Source organism: Paraburkholderia sp. DD10 (assembly GCF_049177125.1).
In the GTDB taxonomy this organism is placed as follows: domain Bacteria; phylum Pseudomonadota; class Gammaproteobacteria; order Burkholderiales; family Burkholderiaceae; genus Paraburkholderia; species Paraburkholderia terricola.
Map to the genome: position 1 here is coordinate 1,484,281 of NZ_CP185392.1, position 23,495 is coordinate 1,507,775.

The 23,495-nt window shown below is 59.0% G+C and carries 25 protein-coding genes and 3 pseudogenes; 15 read left to right on the forward strand and 13 right to left on the reverse strand.

Going from position 1 to position 23,495, the window contains the following annotated elements; all coding sequences use genetic code 11:
- Window positions 1–252 precede the first annotated feature (252 nt).
- From ACOCG7_RS06780 to ACOCG7_RS06815, 8 genes are all read left to right on the forward strand, one after another.
- Window positions 253–1,134 (forward strand): intradiol ring-cleavage dioxygenase, encoded by an 882-nt coding sequence (locus ACOCG7_RS06780; protein ID WP_114164581.1) that lies wholly within the window; start codon window positions 253–255, stop codon window positions 1,132–1,134.
- Window positions 1,131–1,481: a Dabb family protein gene (locus ACOCG7_RS06785; protein ID WP_073430258.1), complete on the forward strand. Its 351-nt coding sequence runs from the start codon at window positions 1,131–1,133 to the stop codon at window positions 1,479–1,481. The genes ACOCG7_RS06780 and ACOCG7_RS06785 overlap by 4 nt, the downstream gene beginning before the upstream one ends.
- Window positions 1,468–2,544 (forward strand): maleylacetate reductase, encoded by a 1,077-nt coding sequence (locus tag ACOCG7_RS06790; protein WP_114164580.1) that lies wholly within the window; start codon window positions 1,468–1,470, stop codon window positions 2,542–2,544. Before ACOCG7_RS06785 ends, ACOCG7_RS06790 begins: the two co-directional genes overlap by 14 nt.
- 27 nt (window positions 2,545–2,571) lie before the next feature.
- Window positions 2,572–2,856, forward strand: a complete 285-nt coding sequence (locus ACOCG7_RS06795) for a YciI family protein (RefSeq protein WP_114164579.1) — start codon at window positions 2,572–2,574, stop codon at window positions 2,854–2,856.
- 142 nt (window positions 2,857–2,998) lie between these two features.
- Complete coding sequence (locus ACOCG7_RS06800; protein WP_421377363.1) at window positions 2,999–3,802, forward strand: SDR family NAD(P)-dependent oxidoreductase; 804 nt, start codon at window positions 2,999–3,001, stop codon at window positions 3,800–3,802.
- 53 nt (window positions 3,803–3,855) lie between these two features.
- The gene (locus tag ACOCG7_RS06805) at window positions 3,856–4,152 is read left to right on the forward strand and encodes a hypothetical protein (RefSeq protein ID WP_421377364.1); all 297 of its coding nucleotides are present in this window, start codon (window positions 3,856–3,858) and stop codon (window positions 4,150–4,152) included.
- Between the two features lie 65 nt (window positions 4,153–4,217).
- Entirely contained in the window at window positions 4,218–5,210 is a 993-nt protein-coding gene (gene iolG, locus ACOCG7_RS06810; RefSeq protein ID WP_114164577.1) for an inositol 2-dehydrogenase, read from the forward strand.
- A 100-nt stretch (window positions 5,211–5,310) separates the two neighbouring features.
- Window positions 5,311–6,219 carry a LysR substrate-binding domain-containing protein gene (locus ACOCG7_RS06815; RefSeq protein WP_421377365.1) on the forward strand — a complete coding sequence of 303 codons (909 nt, stop codon included), beginning with the start codon at window positions 5,311–5,313 and terminating at the stop codon, window positions 6,217–6,219.
- Between the two features lie 137 nt (window positions 6,220–6,356).
- Here ACOCG7_RS06815 and ACOCG7_RS06820 read toward each other — a convergent pair.
- Window positions 6,357–6,503: pseudogene (locus ACOCG7_RS06820) on the reverse strand (NAD(P)(+) transhydrogenase (Re/Si-specific) subunit beta); the annotation flags it as partial.
- Between the two features lie 466 nt (window positions 6,504–6,969).
- On the opposite strand from ACOCG7_RS06820, the gene yiaK reads away from it, so the two are divergent.
- The 3 genes from yiaK (at window position 6,970) to ACOCG7_RS06835 (ending at window position 10,253) form a co-directional block, all read left to right on the forward strand.
- On the forward strand, window positions 6,970–8,010 hold the full coding sequence (gene yiaK, locus ACOCG7_RS06825; RefSeq protein WP_114164575.1) for a 3-dehydro-L-gulonate 2-dehydrogenase: 1,041 nt from the start codon (window positions 6,970–6,972) through the stop codon (window positions 8,008–8,010).
- Window positions 8,011–8,156: 146 nt separating this feature from the next.
- Window positions 8,157–9,446 (forward strand): MFS transporter, encoded by a 1,290-nt coding sequence (locus tag ACOCG7_RS06830; protein WP_114164574.1) that lies wholly within the window; start codon window positions 8,157–8,159, stop codon window positions 9,444–9,446.
- Between the two features lie 462 nt (window positions 9,447–9,908).
- Window positions 9,909–10,253 (forward strand): BON domain-containing protein, encoded by a 345-nt coding sequence (locus ACOCG7_RS06835; RefSeq protein ID WP_073430308.1) that lies wholly within the window; start codon window positions 9,909–9,911, stop codon window positions 10,251–10,253.
- Window positions 10,254–10,639: 386 nt separating this feature from the next.
- Here ACOCG7_RS06835 and ACOCG7_RS06840 read toward each other — a convergent pair whose 3' ends face one another.
- From ACOCG7_RS06840 to tnpB (ACOCG7_RS06850), 3 genes are read right to left on the reverse strand one after another with little or no spacing between them, the layout of a single operon-like run.
- Window positions 10,640–11,236, reverse strand: coding sequence for a plasmid pRiA4b ORF-3 family protein (locus ACOCG7_RS06840; RefSeq protein WP_073430804.1), 597 nt, complete (start codon window positions 11,234–11,236; stop codon window positions 10,640–10,642).
- Between the two features lie 11 nt (window positions 11,237–11,247).
- Complete coding sequence (tnpC, locus tag ACOCG7_RS06845; protein ID WP_114163687.1) at window positions 11,248–12,792, reverse strand: IS66 family transposase; 1,545 nt, start codon at window positions 12,790–12,792, stop codon at window positions 11,248–11,250.
- Window positions 12,793–12,843: 51 nt separating this feature from the next.
- The gene (tnpB, locus tag ACOCG7_RS06850) at window positions 12,844–13,062 is read right to left on the reverse strand and encodes an IS66 family insertion sequence element accessory protein TnpB (protein WP_073430808.1); all 219 of its coding nucleotides are present in this window, start codon (window positions 13,060–13,062) and stop codon (window positions 12,844–12,846) included.
- Between the two features lie 300 nt (window positions 13,063–13,362).
- On the opposite strand from tnpB (ACOCG7_RS06850), the gene ACOCG7_RS06855 reads away from it, so the two are divergent.
- Together ACOCG7_RS06855 and ACOCG7_RS06860 are read left to right on the forward strand one after the other, a co-directional pair.
- Complete coding sequence (locus tag ACOCG7_RS06855) at window positions 13,363–13,569, forward strand: hypothetical protein (protein ID WP_073430809.1); 207 nt, start codon at window positions 13,363–13,365, stop codon at window positions 13,567–13,569.
- Window positions 13,547–15,640: a recombinase family protein gene (locus ACOCG7_RS06860; protein ID WP_421377366.1), complete on the forward strand. Its 2,094-nt coding sequence runs from the start codon at window positions 13,547–13,549 to the stop codon at window positions 15,638–15,640. The genes ACOCG7_RS06855 and ACOCG7_RS06860 overlap by 23 nt, the downstream gene beginning before the upstream one ends.
- Window positions 15,641–15,652: 12 nt before the next feature.
- Here the strand turns inward: ACOCG7_RS06860 and tnpB (ACOCG7_RS06865) are convergent, their stop codons facing one another.
- From tnpB (ACOCG7_RS06865) to ACOCG7_RS06875, 3 genes are all read right to left on the reverse strand, one after another.
- On the reverse strand, window positions 15,653–15,820 hold the full coding sequence (gene tnpB, locus ACOCG7_RS06865; protein WP_421377367.1) for an IS66 family insertion sequence element accessory protein TnpB: 168 nt from the start codon (window positions 15,818–15,820) through the stop codon (window positions 15,653–15,655).
- A complete protein-coding gene (gene tnpA, locus ACOCG7_RS06870) occupies window positions 15,817–16,236 on the reverse strand; it encodes an IS66-like element accessory protein TnpA (RefSeq protein ID WP_235004923.1) in 420 nt (139 codons plus the stop codon). Before tnpA ends, tnpB (ACOCG7_RS06865) begins: the two co-directional genes overlap by 4 nt.
- Window positions 16,237–16,518: 282 nt before the next feature.
- Window positions 16,519–17,295 (reverse strand): NADPH-dependent F420 reductase, encoded by a 777-nt coding sequence (locus ACOCG7_RS06875; protein ID WP_421377581.1) that lies wholly within the window; start codon window positions 17,293–17,295, stop codon window positions 16,519–16,521.
- 82 nt (window positions 17,296–17,377) lie between these two features.
- Between ACOCG7_RS06875 and ACOCG7_RS06880 the strand changes: the two genes are divergently transcribed.
- Window positions 17,378–17,752: a winged helix-turn-helix transcriptional regulator gene (locus ACOCG7_RS06880; RefSeq protein WP_073430268.1), complete on the forward strand. Its 375-nt coding sequence runs from the start codon at window positions 17,378–17,380 to the stop codon at window positions 17,750–17,752.
- On the opposite strand, the gene ACOCG7_RS06885 is transcribed toward ACOCG7_RS06880, so the two are convergent.
- Window positions 17,746–18,342: a TetR/AcrR family transcriptional regulator gene (locus tag ACOCG7_RS06885; RefSeq protein WP_073430269.1), complete on the reverse strand. Its 597-nt coding sequence runs from the start codon at window positions 18,340–18,342 to the stop codon at window positions 17,746–17,748. The two genes, ACOCG7_RS06880 and ACOCG7_RS06885, sit on opposite strands and share 7 nt — an antisense overlap.
- Before the next feature lie 107 nt (window positions 18,343–18,449).
- Here ACOCG7_RS06885 and ACOCG7_RS06890 point away from each other — a divergent pair, with 107 nt between their 5' ends.
- Window positions 18,450–19,205, forward strand: coding sequence for an SDR family oxidoreductase (locus ACOCG7_RS06890; RefSeq protein WP_073430270.1), 756 nt, complete (start codon window positions 18,450–18,452; stop codon window positions 19,203–19,205).
- Window positions 19,206–19,370: 165 nt separating this feature from the next.
- Here ACOCG7_RS06890 and ACOCG7_RS06895 read toward each other — a convergent pair whose 3' ends face one another.
- The 5 genes and pseudogenes from ACOCG7_RS06895 to ACOCG7_RS06915 form a co-directional block, all read right to left on the reverse strand.
- Window positions 19,371–20,990 carry a tannase/feruloyl esterase family alpha/beta hydrolase gene (locus ACOCG7_RS06895; protein WP_083085662.1) on the reverse strand — a complete coding sequence of 540 codons (1,620 nt, stop codon included), beginning with the start codon at window positions 20,988–20,990 and terminating at the stop codon, window positions 19,371–19,373.
- Window positions 20,991–21,964: 974 nt separating this feature from the next.
- A pseudogene (locus ACOCG7_RS06900) lies at window positions 21,965–22,673 on the reverse strand (tyrosine-type recombinase/integrase); the annotation flags it as partial.
- A 235-nt stretch (window positions 22,674–22,908) separates the two neighbouring features.
- Window positions 22,909–23,172 (reverse strand): hypothetical protein, encoded by a 264-nt coding sequence (locus tag ACOCG7_RS06905; protein WP_083085665.1) that lies wholly within the window; start codon window positions 23,170–23,172, stop codon window positions 22,909–22,911.
- Between the two features lie 19 nt (window positions 23,173–23,191).
- A pseudogene (locus ACOCG7_RS06910) lies at window positions 23,192–23,377 on the reverse strand (hypothetical protein); the annotation flags it as partial.
- Window positions 23,353–23,481 carry a hypothetical protein gene (locus ACOCG7_RS06915; RefSeq protein WP_268802000.1) on the reverse strand — a complete coding sequence of 43 codons (129 nt, stop codon included), beginning with the start codon at window positions 23,479–23,481 and terminating at the stop codon, window positions 23,353–23,355. The pseudogene ACOCG7_RS06910 and the gene ACOCG7_RS06915, both read right to left, overlap by 25 nt.
- Window positions 23,482–23,495 lie beyond the last annotated feature (14 nt).

Here is a 23,495-nt window from a genome sequence, read left to right on the forward strand (position 1 = left end):
TCGGCGAGGCCAAATATGCCGGAGGCGAGGCGATTGATAAACCGACCGGAAGTCCTCGATTTGTAGAGGAAAATTCTACAATTCGACGCAAAACGGGAGGGCCTGGTGTTCGGTAGTTCGCGCTCTCCCACGCATGCGAACGTATTTTTCCTTCAGGAGGAAATGTCATTTCACTTCTGGGCATTTTATTTACCCAAGCGACCCTTTACCTTTCGTTCTGAGACGCCTGAGCGCACAACGGAGACACGCACGATGCGCAACATCAACGAAGACACCATCACACAAGCCGTCATTGCCTCATTCGCGAACTGCGGGAACCCGAGACTGAGGACGGTGATGACGAGCCTGGTTCAGCATCTCCACGCCTTTGCCCGCGATGTCCACCTTACCGAGGACGAGTGGTTCAAGGCAGTCAAGTTTCTGACGGAAGTCGGTCATATCACTGACGACAAGCGACAGGAGTTCATCCTTCTGTCCGATACGCTGGGGCTCTCGATGCTGGTCACGTCCCAGAACAATCGCAAACCCGCGAACTGCACGGAAGCGACGGTTTTCGGGCCTTTCTACGTCGAGGGCGCTCCGTTCTACAGTAACGGCGACGACATCTCGAACGGAGCCAAAGGCGCGCCTTGCTATGTAAGCGGCCAGGTGCGTGGTGCAGGCGGCGAAGCCGTCGGAAACGCGCAGCTCGATGTTTGGCAATCGGACGAAGACGGCTTCTATGACGTGCAGAACCAGGATGAAGCTGGCAACGTGGTCCATAGCGCGCGAGGCCGATTGAGAACGGACGCCGAAGGATTCTTCAACTTCCGCTCTATTCTGGCTGAGGCGTATCCCATTCCCCATGATGGGCCCGTGGGTCGCATGCTCTCGGCGGTCGGCCGTCATCCGTGGCGTCCCGCGCATCTGCATTTCATGATTGAAGCGCCCGGTTACCAGACACTCATCACTCACGTGTTCCGGGACGGCGACCAGTACCTCGATTCGGACGTTGTATTCGGTGTGCGCTCGTCGCTCATCTCGGAGTGGAAGCGACACGAACCAGGCGTCGCACCCGATGGCCGAGACATCTCTGTCCCGTGGTACTCGCTTGAATATGACTTCGTGCTCAACCCGTCGGAGGTACATGCATGATTCGGCATATCGTCATGTGGCGTGTTCGGGGCGACACGCCGGCCGAGCGTCTGGCCGCTTCCAACCGCGTGAAAACGGGCTTCGAAGGATTGCGGGGCCGGATTCCGGGAATGAGTCACCTTGAAGTCGGACTCGACCATAGCCGGGTCGACTACGCATGCGACGCGGTTCTTGTCACCGAATTCGACTCGCAGGAAGCCTTGGAGGCGTACGCGTCGCATCCGGAACACCTGCGCGTGCGCAACGAGCTCGGGGATCTGCGCACCGCGCGATTCCAGGTTGATTACCTGGCAGACGCTGGTGTGAGCGCCGAGCCTAAAGCGGAGTTTCTTCATGCAAAAGCGTGAGTTTGTATATCAGGCGCGGGCCGGGCGAGTCGTGTTTGGCCCCGGTAGCCTGCAGCACCTTGAGCGGGAAATGCTCGAGTTGAAGTCGGAGCGGGCTCTCATTCTGTGCAGCCCCGAACAGAAGGAAACGGGCGAAGCCGTGGCGACCCGCCTCGGTGCACGTGCCGCAGGAGTATTCGACCGGGCGGTCATGCATGTGCCGCTCGAGTTGGCGAAGGAAGCTCGTGCGCTGGCTCGCGAACTGGACGCAGACTGTGCGATTGCTGTTGGTGGCGGCTCGACGATTGGCCTGGGCAAGGCCATCGCGCTGGCGTCGGGCCTTCCGATTATTGCCGTGCCGACAACGTACGCCGGCAGTGAGATGACACCCATCTACGGCATCACCGACGCCGGCTTGAAGAAGACCGGTACAGACCCGCGGGTTCTACCGAAGATCGTGATTTACGATGCCGACCTGACCATGTCACTCCCGATCGCGCTATCGGTCACCAGTGGGATCAACGCGATCGCCCATGCGGCGGAAGCGTTGTATTCGCGCGATGCAAACCCCGTGACCAGTCTGATGGCGGAAGAAGGCATCGCCGCTTTCGCGCGTGCCTTGCCCGCGATCGTCGCCGACCCGCACGACGTTGAGGCTCGTGCCGACGCTCAATATGGCGCCTGGCTCTGCGGAACGGTGTTAGGCAGCGTTGGCATGGCCCTTCATCACAAGTTGTGTCACACGCTCGGCGGAAGCTTTAATCTTCCTCACGCGCAGACGCACACTATCGTCCTGCCACACGCGCTCGCCTACAACCGGCATGCTGCACCGGAAGCGATGGAACGGATTGCACGTGCGCTGGGTTCGGAGGACGCCGCCATCGGTGTCTATGAACTCGCGAAGCGCTGCGGTGCACCGCTGGCGCTCAAAGACATCGGCATGTCGCCTGAGGATGTATCGAAGGCCGCGGACATTGCCAGCTCAAACCCCTATTGGAATCCGCGTCCGATTCAGCACGACGCGCTTCTCAAGCTTTTGCAGAATGCTTTTGACGGCGTCGCACCCCGTGCGGCCTCGGCCTGACCCACGCACCGAAGCAGGGAGACAACAATGCATTTCACCGTCTATTGCCTCGACCATTCGAACATGGTCGAGCGTCGCCTTGAAATCTATGACGCCCACAAAGCGTACCTGCAGACCGCGCCGGTGAAGACACTGATTTCCGGTCCGCTGACGAAATCGGACGGGCAAACGATGATTGGAAGTTTCTTTCTCTACGAAGCCGATGGCATCGAAGAGATCCGGAAGTTTGTCGATACGGACCCGTTCAACAAGGCAGGAATCTGGGCGTCGGTCGATATCAGGCCATTCATCAAGCGGGTAGACAACCGCTAACACGATTGCTTTATTTTGGGTCAAGGCGCTCCTCGCGGTATGCCAGGAGCGGGAAGCGTTCGTCCTCGAAGAGGGCAAACCGGATGGCGAAGCTCTCAATTTCTGGAGTTCGCACCGAACATAACATCTGAGTGGAGACATCATGCGGACAGGACTGGACGGGAAGATCGTGCTCATCACGGGCGGTGCGCAAGGCATCGGACGGGCCACAGCACTGGGTTTTGCACGCGAAGGCGCGCGGCTTTGCCTCATCGACATCGACATTAACGCGTTGAACGAAGCCGAGTTGGAACTCAGAGCGCTCGGCGTGAAAGTGTCGATTGCACAGGCGGACCTGTCCACGGCCGAAGGGGTGAAAAGCGGTGTCGATGCAGCCCTGAAGTCATACAACGGCCAGGTCGACGTGCTGGTGAACAACGTCGGCGCCGGTAAGGTCCGCACGTTCGACGAGCTCTCGGACGAGGACTGGGATTTCACGATGAATCTCAACTTCATGAGTTACGTGCGGACATGTCGCTACCTGCTGCCCGTGCTCCGAAACCGTGAGAAGGCGGTCATCATCAACAACGCGTCGGACCTGGCGCGGCAGCCTGAGCCTGTCCCGATTGACTATTCCGCATCGAAGGCCGCGGTGCTTGCCTTAACGAAAGGCCTTGCCCGGGCCGAGGCGCCAAAGATCCGCGTGAACGCCGTTGCACCGGGACCGGTCTGGACGCCGTTCTGGACGAAAGAAGGCGGCTTCGCTGACACGATGGGAAAGTTCCATGGTATGGCGCCCAAGGACGCTGTCGAGCACGAACTGTCATTGCGCCACCTGCCGCTCAACCGACTGGGGCAGCCTGATGAAGTAGCCAATGTGATCGTATTCATGGCTTCAGACCTCGCGTCGTTCGTCACGTCGGCGGTGTGGGGTGTCGATGGTGGCAGTATCCGCAGCCTCATTTGAGCGGGCCGGGTCGCGAACGGATTTCACAGAGACATTGTCCAGAGGACCAGCGCATGTCGGCTTATGACCGCTTCCTCGCTTCTAACGTGTCGCCAAGAGAGCGAGCGTTTCTCGTCGAAGCACTGGAATTGTTGATGCGCGAGCGCTTGAATGGATTACGCATTGCGATAGCTGTGGCCGCAGCGCGCGGCGACCGGCTTCCCGACGTCCAGGACTTTGGCCTCGATGACATCCTGCGTCTTAGCCGACAGCTCTCCGACGGTGCTGGGGCTGGCCCGAACGATCGTTGGTTTGAGGCACAGGCGCCGGTGGAGACAAGAGTGAGTACAGGCCGACGACGGACGTCCTAGGCTTCTGTAAGCAACATTGAACAGTCGGCGCACCTCGATGCGTCGACGAATGACTGGAGACTCAAATGCTACGAATTGCCGTTCTCGGCGCTGGCCGCATCGGAAAAATCCACGCTGCTAATGTCGCAGCAGACCGCCGGGTGAAGCTCGTCGTCGTTGCAGACCCGTACAAAGAGGCCGTCGAGGCGCTCGCCGCTGACCTCGGCTGCGATGCGTCGCTCGATTGCAAGTCAGTGGTTGACCGCGAGGACGTCGATGCCATTATTGTCGGAACACCGACCGACACCCACATTGACCTGACATTGCAAGCGGTCCGGCTGGGTAAGCCCGTGCTCTGCGAGAAGCCCATCGACCTCGATATTGACCGCGCTCTGGCGGCTGTCGAGGAAATCGAGCGCCTCAATGGCCGCGTGATGCTGGCATTCAATCGTCGATTTGACCCCGACGCGATGCGCCTGAAGCAGGCTATCGATGAAGGTGAAGTCGGTGACGTCCGCCAGGTCATCATCACCAGCCGCGATCCAGGGCTTGCACCGCGCGAATATCTTCGGCACAGCGGCGGCATTTTCCGTGACATGACCATCCACGATTTCGACACGGCTCGCTGGCTGCTCGGCGAGGACCCGGTCGAGGTGATGGCGATGGGCAATCGACTGGTCGACCCCGGCCTGGAAGAGCTCCCGGACTATGACAGCGTGATGGTGTTACTTCGTACGGGGTCGGGCAAGCAGTGTCATATAAACGGTTCGCGTCAGGCTGTGTACGGCTTCGACCAACGTCTTGAAGTCTTCGGTTCAAAGGGAATGGTTTTGAATGAAAACCATCGCCCATCCAGCCTGCGCCGTTGGACGAGCGAAAGGACGGAGGCCCGCGAGCCGCTCCTCAATTTCTTCCTTGAGCGACATGCGGACTCTTACAGGGTCGAACTCGACCATTTCCTGATGGCTCTCGGACAGAACGGTCCGATGCCGGCAACGCCCAGGGACGGTATCCGCGCGCTGCGCATCGCGAACGCTGCCATCGAGGCAGCGAATTCGGGCTGCGCGGTGAGAATCTGAACAATCCCCGCCGCATTGCGCGGTCTATGGGTCATGCCGGGTTGACAATGGAAAGCTCACCGCCCTATATGAAGAGTCAAACTCTTCAATAGGGGTGGATATGGCGCAGGTCGACAGCTTTAGTGGCATTGTTATCTTCGTCACGGCGGCACGGTCACGCAGTTTCACGGACGCCGCCGAGCAGCTCGGTCTGACAAAGTCCGCTGTTGGAAAGGCGATTGCGAAGCTGGAGGAGCGCCTGGGCGCTCAACTCTTCCATCGCACTACCCGGAGCATTTCCCTCACAGCCGATGGCGAAGCCTACTTCGCCGCGTGCGCCTCCGCCCTCGACGAAATTTCCACGGCAGAAACCGCGCTCGGGCCGGAACTCCATCGTCCGGTCGGTCGGCTTCGCATCGACATGCCAGCAGCGTTTGGGCGCCGCATACTCGTTCCAATCTTGCTGGACATCGCGCGGAAGCATCCCGACCTGCAGCTCACGATGACGTTTTCGGACCATCTCATCGATCCAATTGAGGAAGGCGTCGACCTTGTAGTCCGCTTCGGAGAACTTCAAAGCTCAAGCGGCCTCGTCGCACGTCGCCTTACCAGGCAAAGGATGGCGATTGCGGCGTCGCCCGAATATCTCGAGCAGCGAGGCACACCTGGCCAGCTTGAAGACGTCGATAGACATTCGTGTATCGTCGGCTATAGACGTGGACAGCCTTTGTCGTGGCGAGTACGCATCGGCGGTGAAGCGAAGCGCTTCTCACCTCCAGGAACTCATCAGATAAGTGATGGCGACTCCATCGTCGAGGCGGCTCTTGCTGGCTTAGGGCTCTGCCAAATGCCGATGTCATTGTTGAGGCCGCACCTGGAGACAGGGGCGCTTCGCTCCGTGCTCGATGACATCTCAAACGAACTCATCGACGTGCATGCTGTCTGGCCGAAGGTGGCGCATTTGCGACCAAAAGTACGGCACGTCGTTGATACGCTCGTGGAGCTTGGTGAGCAAGGCCGATTAGCCTGAGCGTGCTTACCCGCTGCATACGCAAGTGATTTGCAGCGTCTTGGCGAAGCCGGTTGCCGTCTTTCCTGCGCGCAGCAGCTATTTCATTCTCGCCGCTCATTTGCCGCACTGCCCAAGCGGGCCGTCTGCGTGACGCGCGGAGGCGCGAGCCCGAACGCCGAAGGCTCGGCGACGACCGCATACGCAATGGCGACCGCAGCGAGACCGATCAGCCAGTGCATAGCAGCGACGAGTTCGCGCATCTTCGTCATCTCGACTTTCGCTGCAATGTACGAGCCGGCTGCCCATCATACGCATCCTTACCATACAAGCCTGACAATAATCGAAACTGGGATTCCTCTCTGTAAAAGCTGTTTGTGCAAGGGGTTTTGAGCTTGTCCGCCGTTGTCTCGACGTAAGGACTTTCCCGAATTCGAGAACAACCGCGAGAGGACTTTTCGTGAGATCAGCCGCAGTTTTTCGATCTGACGCCGGTCGGCAACCCTAAGCGCCATGCGGAGTGCGGGGCGGTAGGGCGGCTGCAACTTCTGTGACTGACAGAGGGACGCCGTCGAACGACCCCGTACGCAGGCCACACAAAACCCTTGCCGCGATTCACCATTCTGGTATGGTAGCTCGAACGGGTGACCGGACGCGGTGCGCCATTTGTGCGGAGATCCCGTTGGACCGCTCCCGCGGACGTCTAGCGTCGTTGCGCGCCTACCTACGTTCGAATGCAAGTTGCACCGAGCAACACTGGAGACAAGCAATATGAGCCGCATTCCTTTGGCGGAGATGCAGAAGGTGATCACGTCAGCGTTTCTGAACGCCGGTATGAATGAGCAGGACGCACAGACGTGTGCTCGCATCCATACCGAGTCGACCTGTGATGGAGTCAACTCTCATGGCGTCAATCGTGTCGCTCGATTTGTGGACTACGTGAACAAGGGGTGGATCAATCTCGAAGGGAAGCCCTCGCTGGTTAAAAGTCTGAGCGCGATTGAGGTCTACGATGGCAACCGTGGGCCTGGGGTTCTGAACGCACTTTTTGCCACCGACCGTGCGATGGAGATTGCGGAGCAGCAGGGGGTGGGAATCGTCGCGCTGCGGAACACGACGCATTGGATGCGGGGTGGCGCCTACGGTTGGCGAGCGGCGGATCGCGGCTACATCGCGATTAGCTGGACGAACACCGAGTCTTGCATGCCCGCCTGGGGAGGCAAGGATACGCGGGTTGGGAATAACCCCTTCGTGATGGCCGTGCCGCGAGCTAAGGGAAATATTGTCCTCGACATGGCAATGTCCCAGTACTCCTACGGCAAGCTCCAAGTCACCCGACTCAAGGGAAAAGACATGTCTTTCCCGGCGGGTTTCGACAGCCATGGCAACCTCACGGTCAAACCCGGTCCGATCGAGGCTTCGATGCGAATCCTGCCGATGGGGTATTGGAAGGGCTCCGGCTTCGCGATCATCCTCGATGTGCTTGCTGCGGTCCTCTCCGAGGGTTTGGCAACAAACGAAATCGACAAGATTCAAGAGGGTAGCTGCACAGGCTGCTCGCAGATTTTCATTCTGATCGATCCGCGAAAGCTTGGAGGCGAAGCTTTTACGAACCAGGTCGCAGATAGCGTTGCGGACTACGTCAATAGCTCGGAACTGGCTGAGGATAGCCGAGAGGTGCTCTACCCGGGACAAAGCGCCCTCAGGACGCGAAACGAGCAACGCGAAAACGGAATCGTCGTGGATGACACCGTTTGGTCTGAGGTGTTGGCTCTGGCGGCGGCAAAGGTAGGAACGTCCACGGACTCGTGAATACCGATGGCCCGTGGCCCGCACAAATATACTGCGGTGATTCTTTGGTCGTACGCCGCGGTCATTTCTCCTGACGCCCATACCAGTTGATTAATTCGACCACTGCCGCGCCGCTATATCCGTTGTTTTCATCGGAGGAGACAACCATGAAAGCAGATCTCACCCTCGACATGAGTTCGAGCATAAGTATTGAAGAGGAGGATGCCCTTTATAAGAAGGTCATCCTCCGGATTGTACCGTTGTTTTTTATCGGATTTATTCTGTCGTACCTCGATAGAGTAAATATCAGTTTTGCCAAACTTCAGATGGCGGCTGATTTTGGTTTGACCAATGCGTCTTTTGCTGTCGGCGCCAGCGTTTTCTTCTGGGGGTACATGCTGTTCGAAATCCCCAGCAACCTCGTTTTGCAAAAGGTCGGCGCGCGAGCGTGGATCGCACGGATCATGATCACGTGGGGAATCGTGTCCATGTTGATGATATTTTCCAGGAGTGAACCGGTCTTTTATTCGCTTCGCTTCTTGTTGGGCGTCTGCGAGGCTGGATTTGTTCCCGGTGTGATGTATTACACGAATACGTGGCTGCCTTCGAAGCGTCAAAGCGGGATGTATTCACTGTTCCTGATGGCGTTGCCGATCGCAGTTGTGCTTGGTGCACCGATCTCAGGGGCGATTCTTGAATCCATGAACGGCGTGGTGGGAATCAAGGGATGGCAGTGGCTGTTTATCCTTGAAGGTCTGCCTTCGGTTGTTCTCGGCGTGGTCATTCTACTGCTGCTCAGGAATAAACCGAGCGAAGTCAAGTGGCTCACCGACAGTGAAAAGAGAATCATCGAGACCAACGTTGCCCGCGAGGCCGCGCACAAGTCGCATCGCGTTGCGGATGCGTTTAAATCCGGCAAAGTCTATGCGCTGATTGTAGTCATGGTTTTATTCAACACCGGATTTTACGGCTTGACTTTCTGGATGCCGACACTTTTCAGGAACTCCGGCATCGATAACAGCTTTCACGTTGGGCTCTACACCGCCATTCCTTTCGGCGCCGCTGCATTCTGCATGTTTTTCAACGCCAAGAAAGCTGAAAGGTCTGGTCGGATGCGCGTGCATGGAATGGTTCCTGTTTTACTGGCTTCCACCGGTCTTTTTCTGGCAACCCTCTTTCATGATCAGTTCTGGTTCTCACTTGCGATGCTGACGATGGCCGCATCTGGGATTCTTTCCTTGATGCCGATCTACTGGACGTTGCCCGGTCGAGTCCTGTCTGGTTCGGCGGCCGCAGCGGGGCTTGCGCTGATCAATTCCTGTGGTAGTTTGTCCGGCGTATTGGGGTCATTGATCATCGGTTATTCTGGCATTCAGGTGGGTATGTATATCCTTTCAGCCTTCCTATTGCTGTGTGGGATGCTCTTTTATCTGGTTTGTCCGGCTAAGACAGCGTGACCACGCGGCGATAGAGAGTATCTGCCCGTCTCTATCGCCTACTTGAACAATGCGACGTTCGGCCGTTCATTCTCTTTGGTCTCGGATGGCCGGTGTGGGCTGATATCGTCCACCCTGGCCAATTCTTCCGAGCAGAAGTGCGTCGAATGGACTTGCCGCTAGAAAAGTGACGTCGTTGGCGCGCTCGTATACCACGCTCCCAATTTATGCGTCGATGTGCTCCGCTACGCGGATTGCACCGCGGTTGACGCTTTAGAGAGAAATAACGTTTGACGGCGGATTCGCACCGATCTACTTTCCTTTCTGGCAGAAACAACGGAATCATCCGCAGAGGGAAGAGGCCATGAAAACCACTTCGTTGACGTTGTATATCGACGGAAAGTGCCCGCTATGCGTTGTGCGTTTAGATCCCCTTCATGGCGCGGTCCCTGCCTGATGCACCAATTTAATGTCATGACCGACATGCGAAACGCGCCATACATCAAAAGCCGGTTGCTGATCGTCGCGGCGCTCGCGTTGCCCGCGTTCGTTTTCACCATCGGCTGTAAGTCGACGGCGACGCCGTCCGCGACCGCGCCGCGGGAGATCGCCACTGACGACGCTGCGCTTGCCATCAGGGTGCACCGGGCGCTCGTCGCGGAACCGGGGTTGAGAGCGTTGCCGATGAGCGTCGCGACGTATCGGGGCGTTGTGCAGTTGTCGGGATACGTGGATTCGGAGGTACAGATCCAGAAAGCGCTTGCCGTGACGCGCGGCGTGCCGGGGGTGCGATCCGTGAGCAACGATCTGCACCTCAGGCCGCAATGACGCGCCTTCGCCGAAAACAGATGACGAACCAAGTAACGCAGGAGAGGGCGCCAAAACGAGGGCTGTCTCACAAGCGACAGGATCCTGGCGCGAGACAGCAATGCGTGTGCTGCGCGAGGGCGGTTCCGCCAATGGCATAGTGCATCTGCGTTTTGATGACCATTCCCCTGCGCTCCATGACGGTCACCGGTTTCCGGGCCGACCGTGAACGACCCGTAACGGTCCCTCGATATTCCCGAAAGCGGCCATTCCGCTCGGGCGCCCAAGTACCTTGCGTTATCGTTACGATGAGATCCCGTCGTTCGTCGCGTGACGCCGATTCATGCAAACCAAAGCACTTATCCATCTGGCTACAAGTAAGCGTCAATCTGAGGCCGTCTTGACGATCAGAACTTGACCTCTGAGAGCCGCTGATTCGCGAGCACGAGATCGAAGGCGGCGGGATCGAAGCTGCCGCCACACCACTCGAGGAAGTGGTCGTGCTCCTCGTGCGTCGGATCGGTGATCGCTTCGAGGAAGTCGGCATATCCTGGCACTCCACCGACGTCTTCCGGCGGACACGCATTCTGCCCGTCTAGGCATAGCGGCCGGCTCATGTCTGGATCAGGCACCAGCGCCTTCTCGACCTTGATCCGATGCTGCCAGTTGTCACCGTAGTCGTAGATATAGGTGAATGATTTCAGCCCGCCCAGCGCCTTCGCCAGCGTGACCCGTGCTTCATTGAGCATCGGTGGATTGCTCTGGAATCCGAAGTCATCAGGTTCACCATAGTTGGTTTCGCCGAAGACGAACTCGTGCAGGTGCCCGCCTTCCCAGCCCATGGCCAGTTGCAGCACGACATGCAGCTTGTCCAGCCGGATCGAGCCGGGAACGATGATTCGTCGCCAGATCGCCGGCTTAATGTACTTCAGCTCAGCGCGCAGTACGTAATCGGGCACTGGCGCCTTGACCAGGCGCACGGCAGGTTTGCGGGGTTGGACCATCGGCTTGATTGTCAGGCGGCTTGCTGCTCGATGTGTGCAGCCGGCATCAGGCGCCACGGCAGCAACTCGTCGATGCGGTTGATGGGATGATCGGCGATGCGCTCAAACACCGTGCGCAGGTAGGCAAACGGCTCGATGCTGTTCAGGCGCGCCGTACCGATCAGGCTATAGATCACCGCCGCGCTTTGGCCACCGCCGTCGGAGCCTGCGAACAGATAATTGCGCCTGCCGAGAACCAGCGGCCTGATCGCGCGCTCCGCCGTATTGTTGTCCACCTCGACGCGCCCGTCTTCACAATAGCGTATGAGTGCATGCCAGTGTCCCAGCGAGTATCTGATCGCCTTCGCCAGCCCCGATTTCGTCGATACCTGTGACAGCGTGTGTTCGAACCAGGCCTTCAGTTCAGCGAGCAATGGGGCCGAGCGCAGCTGACGCGCAGACAGGCGCACGTCCGGCGTCTGGCCGCGAACCTCGCGTTCAACGGCATACAGCGCCCCAATGCGGCGCAGTGCTTCCTCGGCAATTGGTGAGCTGTCCAGCTTGTACAGGTCGTAGAACTTGCGCCGCGCATGCGCCCAGCACCCGGCCTCGATGACCGTGCCGTCACGATATAGCGCGTCATACCCGCTGAAGGCATCTGCCTGCAGGATTCCCGTGTAGCCCGCCAGATGTTCCCGAGGTCGTTCACCTTTGCGGTCGGGTGAGTACCTGTACCAGACCGCTGGCGGCGCGCGGCTCCCTGCCGGGCGGTCATCGCGCACATAGGTCCACAGGCGCGCCGTGCGTGTCTTGCCACGCCCCGGCTCCAGCACCGGCACGGGCGTGTCGTCGGTATGGATCTTGTCTGCGGCGCGCACGTAACCACCGAGCGCATCGGACAGCGGTTGCAGCAGCGCAGCCGCTTCACGAATCCACGATGCCAGTGTTGCCCGGTCCAGTTCGATGCCCGCGCGGCGATAGATGCCGGCCTGCCGGTACAGCGGCATATGGTCAGCGTACTTCGCGACGACGACCTGCGCGAGCAGCCCGGCACCCGCCATCGAGCGCGCTATCGGTCGCGAAGGTGCAGGCTCCTGCACCACTGCAGCACAGCGCGGGCAGCTCAGCTTCGGACGTACGTGACGCAGTACCTTGAAGTAGCCGGGCACATAGTCGAGCACCTCCGAGACGTCTTCGCCGAGCGCACGCATCTGTTTGCCGCATTCCGGGCATCCGCAGTTTGACGGCGCATGAACAACCGTATCGCGAGGTAAATGGGCAGGGAAGTGCCGCGGTTTGCGGCGCAGTGGAATAAGGTTCGTGGTGGCCGACGTATCCGCAGTCGCGTCGGCATCAGGCGCCTTCGCCGGTGCTGCCATATCTGGTTCAGGAACAGGCAGCTCACCGAGCGCGAGCTGCAACTGGTCCATCAGTTCTGTCATGCGCTCCGATGAGCGGCCATACTGCCATCGCTTCAGTCGCGAGATCTCGGCCAGCAACTGCGCGATGGTCTCGTCGCGCGAGGCGACGATGCGCTTGAGAGCGGCGATGTCATCGGGCAGATGATTGGCTGGCATGCATGCCAGTGTAAATGAAGCCCACGCGCTTGTGCGTTCCCGCACCCGGCGTTACGCGGCGTGCGTCGGCTGCCACGTCCGCTCTGGATGCCGCCAGTCAATCCCCTCGAGCAGCATCGACAGTTGGGCGGCTGACAGATGGACTGTTCCCGAGTCCGCCTGCGGCCACACGAAACGTCCACGCTCGAGTCGCTTCGCGTACAGGTTCATGCCGTCACCGCTCCACCATAAAATCTTGATGAGGTCACCGAGCCACACGACATTCAACATACCGTTCGCAGGTTGCGGTCATCGCATATCCATGGCACCCCGCGCACGGTCAGCAATTCCGGGTGACGCGACGCAGCGGGCGCCGGGGCAACCAGCTCGTTCATCTTGACGTGCCGGGCGGGCTCTCTCGCGAACTGCCGGCGTGGATGCTGGATGCGTCGATATGCTCGACGATGTCCCTTGGTTCACCGCAGCTGAGCCTGTCGGCACTCAACGAACTTCGCGCCAATCTGTCCGCTCGCCAACATCGATTGGCAATCGGCGGATCATCGAGTTTCCTCATGAAGGAGGGCAATTGCGATGAAACGTGCGAACAGAAGACCGGGCGTTCAGCTGCCATTGATACTCGAGAGCGATCCGGTGTGGTGCGAGAGCCTCCTCGGCGCTCGCCGCGACGAGTTGATAGCGGCTCTGGCGGACCTCCTGCTGGAGGCGCTGGGCAAGGAGAGAAACGAACAGGCGCAACACGATCAGGGAGGCCCAAATGAGCCAGAAGATCACGTCTGACCACCTTGGTCGCGGCGCCATCGTGTATGTCCGTCAGTCGACGATGACTCAGGTCGTGGAGCATACCGAAAGCCAGCGCCGCCAATATGCGCTCGCTGATTCTGCCCGTGCGTTGGGATTTGCATCGGTTGTAACCATCGATGATGATCTCGGCCGTTCCGGTTCCGGCGCTGTCGAACGCCCCGGCTTCCAGAAACTCGTCGCGGCCGTCTGTGGCGGATCCGTCGGCGCGGTGTTCTGTCTTGAAGCATCCAGGCTTGCTCGAAACGGCAGAGACTGGCACCACCTTGTGGATCTATGTGCACTGGTCGGCACGCTCGTTATCGATCACGATGGCACCTATGATCCACGACTTGTCAACGACCGGCTTCTGCTTGGCCTGAAAGGCACAATGTCGGAATACGAGCTGAGCCTGCTGCGGCAGCGCGGACTGGCCGCACGGGATTCGAAGGCCAGTCGCGGCGAATTGCGTTTCGCGTTACCGCCGGGTTATTGCTGGAACGAACTCGGGCAGATCGAGATGGATCCCGACGAGCGGGTCACCGAAGCGATCAGGCTCGTGTTCGCCAAATTCATGGAATTCGGCAGTGCTCGCCAGGTCCTGTTATGGGCCATACAATCGCAGACGTGTCTGCCTGTCATGCGCAGTGGCGTTGCTGGTACACGGGTTGAGTGGAAGCTGCCGGCGTACCATACTGTGATCCAGCTACTGCAGCACCCGATGTACGCAGGCGCCTATGTGTTTGGCCGCAGGGCGCAGCGTACCTCGGTCGTAGACGGACGTGCCCGAAAGACCTTCGGCCATTCGAAGGCGATGAAGGACTGGAATGTTCTTCTGCGGGACCACCATCCCGGCTATATCACCTGGGACCAGTTCGAAGAACATCAACGCATGATCTCCGAGAACGCACACATGAAGAAACGGGCATCACGCAAATCCGCGAGAGGTGGGCGAGCGTTGCTGACTGGCCTCGTGCGGTGTGGCCGATGCGGTCGCATGATGCGGGTGACGTACGGCATGCGAGCCGGGCATGCTCACCGCTACCATTGCCGAGGCGACCAGGAGCGCGCAGCGAGTTGGATTTGCATCGGCATTGGCGGCGTCCGCATTGATCAGGCTGTCGCTGCCTTGATTGTGGAAGCCGTTTCGCCTCATGCGGTGGAGGCTGCAATGCTAGCCGCACGTCGTGCTAACGCGGCGGGAGATGACGTAAAACGGGCGTTGCAGCTCGAACTCGATGACGCACGCTACGAGGCCTCACTGGCCGCGCGCCGCTACGAGGCTGTAGACCCCGCAAAAAGGCTCGTTGCGCGTGAACTCGAGGCGCGCTGGAACGCCGCATTGGAGCGGGTCGCACAGGTTGAAGAGCGCCTGGCACAGCTTGACGCCGAAGCTGCATCGCGCCCGAAGATTGATGAAGCGGGTCTCATGGCGCTCGCAACCGACTTGCAGGCGGCATGGAATGCGCCTGGAACGGACGCTCGTACGAAGCAACGTTTGACGCGCATCATCATTCAGGAGGTGGTAATCGATCTCGACGACAGCACGAACGAAGCAATCGTTACGGTCCACTGGACGGGAGGCCGACACACTGAGGTTCGCGTCGCCCGCACGAGCGTCGGTCGATATCCCGAAGACCGGCGCCCGGGCCCTGTAGAAGTCCTACGCAAACTCGGCGGTCATTGGCCGGATGTCGATCTGGCTGTCACCATGAATCGGATGCGATGCAAGGCTGCTGATGGGCAATCATGGACGAGCGTCAGAGTCGCCGAGTTGCGCAAGCGCCTGGGGATCAAACCGTTCGATCCAACTGTACCGCGGGTCGAAACCATCAGCGTGGAAGAAACCTCTCGGCGCCTGAACATCTACACGAGTTCGGTTCACCGGCTAATTCGCGAAGGAATTCTTCCTGCAACCCAACTCATGCCTTCCGCCCCATGGCAGATTCCGGTCGCAGCCCTCGACTCTGAGGCCGTCAGGCAAGGCGTGCGCGATATCATGGAACGACGGCCAGCTCACTTCAAGGCCCGGCAGGACGCCGAGAAGTCGCTCAAGTTACCTGGATTCTAACCGGAGGATGCACTATGTCACACGACTCCCGCGACGCCCACGAAACAGGAAGATGTGCCCCGAGAAGGGATCACGTCCGAGTGCTGACTGCACCAGCGCGGCAAGTCCATCCATGCCACGGCGCATATCGGTAACGCCCGCTGCCAGCCATACGCGGGTACCGCCTGGCGGCGTAATCATGCTGGCATCAGGCAGCGCAGCACGAGGCGCAGCTGCACGGGGTCGACCATGCCCGTGACGCGTACACGGGCACCGTTCAGTTCGATCTCGATGCCCGACGCTGCCGGTACGCTCTCGCGATGTGGCTCGACAGGCTGTAGAGCGAGCGACGCCGGGTCTGCGGCATCGCCGGTCGGTGCATCAGGTAGCGCTACGGGCAGCAACACCGCTGCGCTGTGCGCCACCCCTTCAAACAGGCCCGCCCGCAGTTGCCGGCGCCACTTGAACACCATATTCGGATTCAGTCCGTGCGCCTGCGCGAGCTTGGCCACCGAAATACCCGGCTCGCACGCCGCGACGGCAACTTGCCGCCGGTACTCTGGTGTGTAGTTCGGTCGGCCCTTGCGGTTCGATGATCGCGCATTCCGTGTGTCCAAAGTAGTCCCCATCACTTGAAGTAACGGACATCACTTTGGACACCGGCTTCAGCTCTGTCCATGCGGCCACGAAATGACGCTTACGGCTACAATGCTGCACCTATCGATCGTCTTGATCGCGCCATGCTCGATTTCAGGGATGCGTGGGCGTTCAGCAGCGAACACATAAGCCGTCTACGGGCTGCAAACGTGGCCATTCGCGACATGCACGCCGGCGATCTTTTTGCTCGCCGTGTTTCCGCGGCCCTTCGCCAATATTGTGCTCTATGACAACTAGCCCGCTCAGGACGCCTGTTTGCCTACAACGATGTTGGTTGCACGGTTTGCAGCGACAATATCGGCGTGGGTGGGACTGGGGCCGAGGCTGGCGAAAACCTCCGGCAACCGGTCGCGTATCCTGGGCGCAATCCCAGGAGCCGCCGCAGCCAGCGCCTTGCGCGTGGCATCCGCATCGTAGTCGCAGCAATACGCGGGGGTTGATGGCTGCTGGCGCCAGGATTCCGCGAGCAAGCCGGCATCGACCGGATCGAAGCCCATCTGATTCACAAGCTCCATCACGATTACCTTGGAGCGCAGGTCATCCCCCGCCACAGCGACGGCGAGGCGGCCAGGCGTCTCCTCCGGCTGGCCCAACTCTGCGAGCGTGTAGGCCAGCACGTTGTTGAATGCCTTGATGACAGGGCGCCCGATCTGTCTGGATACCCAGACGCTTTCGGGCATTCCTTCGTCGATTTCTGGAATGTGCGGGTCGCGCATGTCCGGATAGTAGTTGCCAGTGTCGACGACGATCGCGTCAGCCGCTACAGAACCAAACAAATCTGCAGGAAGCGCCTGTATGGCGGGCAGCGGAATCGAAAGGATGATGACTTCCGCGCCATCGACCGCGCCGCGAACATCCACGGCTTGCGCGCCGATCTCGTCGGCGAACTCTCGAACACCATCCACGCCACGAGAGTTCGCGACGCGGACTTCATGGCCTGCCGCGCTTAACTTCCGGGCCAGGGAAGCGCCAATGTTTCCTGTTCCGACGATCCCGATTTTCATAGCTGTATCCTCAATGTCGCATCCAGCACCCACTTTAGCTGGCTTATGTGGTAATGGTAAGTACCGACTAAAAAGTAAGTAGCATACCGAGGTGTTTGTGTCTCAAGAGCGTGAATGGAACTGCGAAGATCCCAAAAAGCGGCTTGAATGGGCCGAGGCGACGACAGAGGCCCTCCGGGTTCTGGAGGGCAAGTGGAAGATCGTCATCATTTGCCAGCTGTTTGCCGCAAAAGGCCCGCTGCGATTCTCCGATCTGGAGAAGCTGATTGACGGCATCAACCAGAAAATGCTGATTCAGCAGCTCAAGCAGCTGGAGAAAGACGGCATCCTGCGGCGAACGGTGTATCCACAAGTGCCGCCGAAGGTAGAGTATGAACTTTGCGATATGGGATATGCGCTCGGGCCGTCGATGCAAGCGTTAATCGAGTGGGCCGAGATGAGGCGCAAACGTTCCGCAGGTAACGGCTACTGAGAAACAGGCCGTGTCGGCGCGCCCGCGCGTAGTCCCGCCATCACGAAGTCTATGAGCCAGGCAAGTCGCGGCTGCCACTCGTCATTGAAATCGATCTGCCAGATGCCAGCACTTGCCAGGAAGAAGTCGTCAGTGGTGACGCCAGCCCGGATGGTTCCAGCTTTCTCATTTGCATCTAGCAGCAATTGGGCGGCAGCGACTACAGGGGCATAGCCCGCCTTTCCCGAACAGTCCCGCATGAACGACACCTCTCGCATTGCGTTGGCCAGGCCAGCCTTGGTCATCGCATATTCGGCAAGGCGCTTCATCCACTCCCGCAATGCCTGGTCAGGCGGGCGCGTCTGGAGCAGGTGCTCTGCGAAGTTTGCGACCTGCCACATCTCGTAGCGATAAACCTCCATCACCAATGTCTCCCGCGTCGGGAAATGACGATAAAAAGTCCCTTGCCCGACGCCCGCCTTCCTGGCGATCGTGCTCAGTGGCACATGTGCGGAAACGGTCAATTCCGCCAGTGCAACCGCCAGGATGCGCTCGCGATTTTGTAGCGCGTCAGCGCGTGCAGGGCGATCCGTCTTTTGTGGCTGTGCCATTTGTCCCCCCGAAGTATTTTGCCAAACGGACAATTGTCCGGTACCCTACGCCTTAGCGGACACCTGTCCGTTTGACATTGTATCGATTTATCACTCTGGAGAAACACATGAAGGCTTCGGGCAATACAATCCTCATCACAGGATCGACTTCGGGCATAGGGCTCGGTCTGGCGGTGCGTTTTCATGAGGCGGGCAACAAGGTTATCGTCGCAGGCCGACGCAAGGCGCTGCTTGAGCAGATCACCACCGATCACCCGGGTATCGAGGCCATCGAACTCGACGTGGCCGACGCCAAGTCCATCGTCCAGGCGAGCGAACTGGCAGCCGCGCGTTACCCCGACTTGAATGTCGTCATCAACAATGCCGGCATCATGTTGAGCGAAAATGTTCTGGAGCCGGACTCGCTGAGGCGTGCGGAAGAGTCGATCGCGATCAATCTTCTGGGCACCATTCGCATGACCTATGCGTTCTTGCCGCAACTTGTCCGGAAAAACGATGGCGTCATCATTAATGTCAGTTCGTCATTGGCGTTTGTTCCGTTCCCTATCGCCATGACCTACAGCGCCACCAAGGCGGCCGTTCATGCGTTTACCGAAGGCTTGCGCGTCCAACTCGCCAGCACTCCCGTGCGCGTGATCGAGTTGGCGCCTCCTGGCGTGCGCACCACGTTGTTCGGTCAGGAAAGTGACGAACAGGCCATGCCCCTGGAAGACTTCCTTGACGAGACGCTCGCCCTTTTGCATGCAGAGCCCACGCCGAAGGAAATCATCGTAGAACGCGCCAAATTTTTCCGCACTGCCCAGGCTACCGGCAACTACGACAACTCCCTTGAGATGCTTTCCGCATGGAAGGCCTCGGATTGAGAGCGTCGTCAATGTCGATCGAATGCATTGTCGGCGTTTCTCTCACATGATGCTCTTCGCGTCGACTACCCAATGCGCCGACAAAGACGAGAAGAAGGCCCCTGATCGCGGGCCTTCCATGTTTGCGCAACTGTTCTTGCTAGTTATCCTTATTGAAGCGTTAAGTCATGTGCAAGTGTAGTTAGTCGTGGAAGTTATATCGCCGCTGCCATTGTAATGCGGTGCCTTGGGATAAAGGCAGACAGGCAGACTGCGTGAAGCAGTTGCGCTCGTTCGGAAAGTGTAAGTCAGTTGCGTGGGCGCCTCGCCCTGTTCTACCCACTTGATAATTGCACCCGGCCAATCGATCTGCGTGACGTCTTGCCCTGCGCCATGCGTGTTCGAAGGTACCAGGAAAAGCCTGGTATTAGTCGTCGGATCGGACAATCCCATCGTTCGAGCGATTGCAGTCGTCCTCGCGTCATTTCTCGCGTGCTCGTTTGGCGACAGCAGGTTATCGCCAATGTCGTGCCATGAGATCAGCTTCTTCCCGGAAGCAACGAACTGTGCGATCGATTGCACGTCGTTGTCGATGCCGATTTGCTTCAGGCCCAGGCCGATAATGCCGTAATCGGTGTCGGGGTTAAAGGTTGCCTGCCTCGCGGGTGTGAGCCACGACTGATCGCCTGTCGCCAGGAACGCATAGACACCACCAAGCGACCCGAAGGCCCCTCCAAACGCTGAGTAGTCTGACCAGTTGAATCCGCTATAGATGACGGTACCGTCGGAGAGCGCCATTGGCGACGAATACTTCTGCAACGTGGTCACCTGTGTCGAAGACAGGCAGAGGGCGGGATTCGGGTTGGCAGTAGACAACCCACATTGCAGTAGCGCCGGACTGAAGTGGCAAGCTGCTGCATTCGTCAGATAGCCGTCGGCAAGCCCGTCTGAAGAGTCGCATGCTGCTACCGCAGCCTGATAGGAAGCTGTGTATTGGGCGTTTGTCAGCGCCGCAGCGGTACCAGCCGTCCCACCGATCTGAAGCCATTTCGCTGTTTGTCCGGCCATGTCTTCGGTTTCGCATCCCGCCACGATACCGTCAAATTGATCCGGCCACCGTTGCGCCGCAATATAGCCTTCGCGGCCACCGTTTGAGCACCCGTTAAAGTACGACTTCGTTGGCGCTTTTCCGTAGAACGCGTTAATCACGGCTTTCGCGAACGATGTTGTTGTCCCGATCGACAGATATGCGTAGTCGGTGATCGAGGCCTGAGCCTGTGTTGTTCCAGTCAGCCAAACGGCCGGTGCGGCCTCGGCCGCCACTGCAGCCCGATTTCCACCATTCGAAGCAGCGTAGACGGCACCGTACTTTGTGATGGTTGGATTAATCGCGGTAATGGTATTGGACGTGTCAAACGTGTACGCGGTGTAGATCGTTCCGTCGAAACCGCCACCGCCATTCTGAAAATACCTCCCCGACCAGTTGTCGGGCACGTCAACCTCAATGTCGAGGAATGGCGCTCTCGTACCAGAAACCTTGCAAATCCCTGCAGTGCTAACGCCTGAGATCGGCCCCACCCGACTGGTTGCAGTCACCGTTACGCCGGCAATCATTTGTCCTCTCAGAGACTCGCACTTAGTGGTCAATTCGGCAACGGTGGCTCCGCCCGATCCAGCAGGTGGCGGCGTTGTCGCTTGTATGGAGCTGCCGCTACCGCCGCAGCCGCTCAAGTGAAATAGAACGATGGTGGTTCCGATCGCAAGGGCAATGCCCTTCAGCTGGTTACCTATCGTTTGCGGTCGCATATCTGTCTCCGTCTAGTTGTGATTCGAAGCATGGCTGCGCTGTCGTTCGCTATTACCATAGCCACCTAGTTAGGCGTCCTATCTATAAACCAGCTGTTTATTCCTTCTTTAGGTGAACATTATTCAGATCCGCAGTTCGACGACTCACGCCAACACCGATGAACAATAGAAGGGGGTGGTGCGACCTTTCGAGAAAGGCGGCCAGACGACGGTGCTGGACCGGCGAGCCTCCACGCAATTCGCGTTGGGAAGTCCATGGTCGCTGCGCTGCGAGAAATTGTCAATAGCAAATGAGTTCGCTATTGACTAACTCAGGGTTAACTCCGTCGATTGAGGAAGATGGGTCGACGGGATGCCGTCGGAGTTGGAGCGTTAGGAAGGGATGGTTAAGTAGGCGGTGACCGGCACTCAAGATTGGATTGGGCCAGCCGCACGATCAGGAAAAAGTAGCGGGCTCTGATTGTCGAGGTGGGTAGCAGACCAGGTCGCTGGCCTCAGGGCGACCTTTCCCCTGAAAAGGGAACACGAACCATTGGCATTCGGTAATTCGACCAACGAGCGCGGGTAAAACTTTGCGAAGCGCTGGTTGAGGGGCGGGACGCGTCATGGCCGACCTGTGCTCGACGGGCGGCACCGTTCACTCGTCCGACGCTGACGCTCGGGCGGGTGGCGCGCAACGTCCCCCGAACTGACACAATTGTTCACGTCCTTATAACCCTTGCCTCACAAGCAGCGGTGACGTTGGATCCCGGCGGGACTGCTAGTTGACGATGTTATTGTCGACACGCAACAGTTTCATGCTCTATGTCGCTGCCCGCACCGGGACAGCGGATTGTCGCCGATTCAGCACGAACGTCGACCGTCCGGAATTGGCCGGTTGTTGCCTGACGCGGAACAGGCCGCAAGCGGACATTCATCCGCAATCCAGGTAACAACGAACGTCGGCAAATGCCGAACTTCAGCCGTCTGGCCTACTAGTTAATGCGGTGCTTTTCATCGGTTTCACGATGACGACAATCGCCGTCCACGTGAAGATACTGACCGGTGGTCGTGAGCGACGCATGGCCGAGATTGTCACGCACGAGCCGCAAGTCGATCTGTTGGCCCGCGATATGCGACCCTACGCTGGCCTCAGCTAATGCGCTGACGCCTGCTCCAGTTGATCGGCTCGTGGCGCATGCGTTTCGCCACGGGCACGCAGTGCGTCGGCTGTGCCGCCGAAAACCTGCTTGACGATGCGGTGCAGTGCGGCGCGCGTCAACGGTTTGAGCGACTGCCCGATCGGCAGTAACAGGGGCGTGTCTTCGTCCTGAGATGGAAGTGCCGGTAGTCTCCGTTCGCGACGGTATGTCGAGAGGTCCGCCATCATCTCCAAGGTGGCTGGCACCAGCGGCTCCCTTGCCGCCTTTGCCCAGCACCTCCAGCCAACCAGAGATCTTCGCGGTTTACGACTCGGCGGCGGAAGAATCGGCCCATCGTGTTTTCACCCACTTCAGTGATCCGTAAGCCACCCAGATAGAGCAGGGCGAATAGCCAACACGTGCGCGAGTAATGCTCGCGCTCGCGGTCCGTTTCTTTCGGCACCGCCTGAATCCAGGTTTTGACCTCAAGCCACCGCTCGGGCGACAGATAGCGTGTGATACGCGGCTTTTCCTGCCTCGAAGCTCTCCCGCACCATGCCAGTTTCTCGTCCATCGACCAGCGCCGCTGACGCTGCGGCCCCCTCAATACTTCCATCACTTCTTGCTTGTTGTTAGTCATGTACACAGTCTTATGCCTACGGCCGTAGATCGATGTCCGCCACGGGAGGCAGCACCCGAGCCCAAGCAAGGATGGCGTCTGACGACTTCCATTCCGCGAGTAACGCGCTTTCTGATTTGGCCGGCACCACGCCACTATTGGCCTCAGTCGCATCCGCCTATTTGGTCTTTGCGGGTGATTTGGAGCTCTCGGGCGTGTCGACCTTTTCCAACATCGCCAGATCCGCGCAGTGCTCCTTCGAATCTGTCACCGCAACAGTAGCAATCTGATCGAACAGACTAGATAGAAACCGCTCAGCGAACATCAACTTCGCCAGCACCGGCAGCTTGATTCCTTCGCCAAAACCTGGTCCGATGCCGCTGACGCCCTTCGGCTTCCTCGGATGCCAGTTGACGGGCGACAACAGTCCGGACGCTGTCACGTCGTCACCGGTGAGGTCTGCCCGGCATGGCGCCGGGCGAGATGGGCAGAAAGGACGAACCGGCTATACCTGTCAGCTTGTTGACGCGAGGCAAAGCATCGCGGCGCACGAACAGATCGACTTGCGCCGCGCCGGCTTCGAGCGCGGTCGCGGCATTGTCGAACGCCGATGCGCTTGCGCTCACCACGCCGACTCGCTTGCCAGCTGGAACACATTGTCGCGCCGCGTCCAGATCATGATCGATGCATACATGATGTCGCCGACGGAGCCTATATTCTCCTGCGATTGCAATTCCTTATCGAAGAGCATGGCCCGTTCGCTGG

Bases quoted from the DNA above. Each gene is read 5' to 3' on its own strand.
- ACOCG7_RS06795 (WP_114164579.1), top strand. From the start codon at position 2,572: ATGCATTTCACCGTCTATTGCCTCGACCATTCGAACATGGTCGAGCGT.
- iolG (WP_114164577.1), top strand. From the start codon at position 4,218: ATGCTACGAATTGCCGTTCTCGGCGCTGGCCGCATCGGAAAAATCCAC.
- tnpB (WP_421377367.1), bottom strand. From the start codon at position 15,820: ATGATTACGCCGCCAGGCGGTACCCGCGTATGGCTGGCAGCGGGCGTT.
- ACOCG7_RS06855 (WP_073430809.1), top strand. From the start codon at position 13,363: ATGAAACGTGCGAACAGAAGACCGGGCGTTCAGCTGCCATTGATACTC.
- ACOCG7_RS06890 (WP_073430270.1), top strand. From the start codon at position 18,450: ATGAAGGCTTCGGGCAATACAATCCTCATCACAGGATCGACTTCGGGC.
- ACOCG7_RS06840 (WP_073430804.1), bottom strand. From the start codon at position 11,236: ATGGTCCAACCCCGCAAACCTGCCGTGCGCCTGGTCAAGGCGCCAGTG.
- ACOCG7_RS06815 (WP_421377365.1), top strand. From the start codon at position 5,311: ATGGCGCAGGTCGACAGCTTTAGTGGCATTGTTATCTTCGTCACGGCG.
- ACOCG7_RS06835 (WP_073430308.1), top strand. From the start codon at position 9,909: ATGCGAAACGCGCCATACATCAAAAGCCGGTTGCTGATCGTCGCGGCG.
- ACOCG7_RS06885 (WP_073430269.1), bottom strand. From the start codon at position 18,342: ATGGCACAGCCACAAAAGACGGATCGCCCTGCACGCGCTGACGCGCTA.
- ACOCG7_RS06805 (WP_421377364.1), top strand. From the start codon at position 3,856: ATGTCGGCTTATGACCGCTTCCTCGCTTCTAACGTGTCGCCAAGAGAG.
- ACOCG7_RS06895 (WP_083085662.1), bottom strand. From the start codon at position 20,990: ATGCGACCGCAAACGATAGGTAACCAGCTGAAGGGCATTGCCCTTGCG.
- ACOCG7_RS06790 (WP_114164580.1), top strand. From the start codon at position 1,468: ATGCAAAAGCGTGAGTTTGTATATCAGGCGCGGGCCGGGCGAGTCGTG.
- yiaK (WP_114164575.1), top strand. From the start codon at position 6,970: ATGAGCCGCATTCCTTTGGCGGAGATGCAGAAGGTGATCACGTCAGCG.
- ACOCG7_RS06915 (WP_268802000.1), bottom strand. From the start codon at position 23,481: ATGCTCTTCGATAAGGAATTGCAATCGCAGGAGAATATAGGCTCCGTC.
- ACOCG7_RS06830 (WP_114164574.1), top strand. From the start codon at position 8,157: ATGAAAGCAGATCTCACCCTCGACATGAGTTCGAGCATAAGTATTGAA.
- ACOCG7_RS06800 (WP_421377363.1), top strand. From the start codon at position 2,999: ATGCGGACAGGACTGGACGGGAAGATCGTGCTCATCACGGGCGGTGCG.
- tnpC (WP_114163687.1), bottom strand. From the start codon at position 12,792: ATGCCAGCCAATCATCTGCCCGATGACATCGCCGCTCTCAAGCGCATC.
- ACOCG7_RS06860 (WP_421377366.1), top strand. From the start codon at position 13,547: ATGAGCCAGAAGATCACGTCTGACCACCTTGGTCGCGGCGCCATCGTG.
- tnpB (WP_073430808.1), bottom strand. From the start codon at position 13,062: ATGTTGAATGTCGTGTGGCTCGGTGACCTCATCAAGATTTTATGGTGG.
- ACOCG7_RS06780 (WP_114164581.1), top strand. From the start codon at position 253: ATGCGCAACATCAACGAAGACACCATCACACAAGCCGTCATTGCCTCA.
- ACOCG7_RS06785 (WP_073430258.1), top strand. From the start codon at position 1,131: ATGATTCGGCATATCGTCATGTGGCGTGTTCGGGGCGACACGCCGGCC.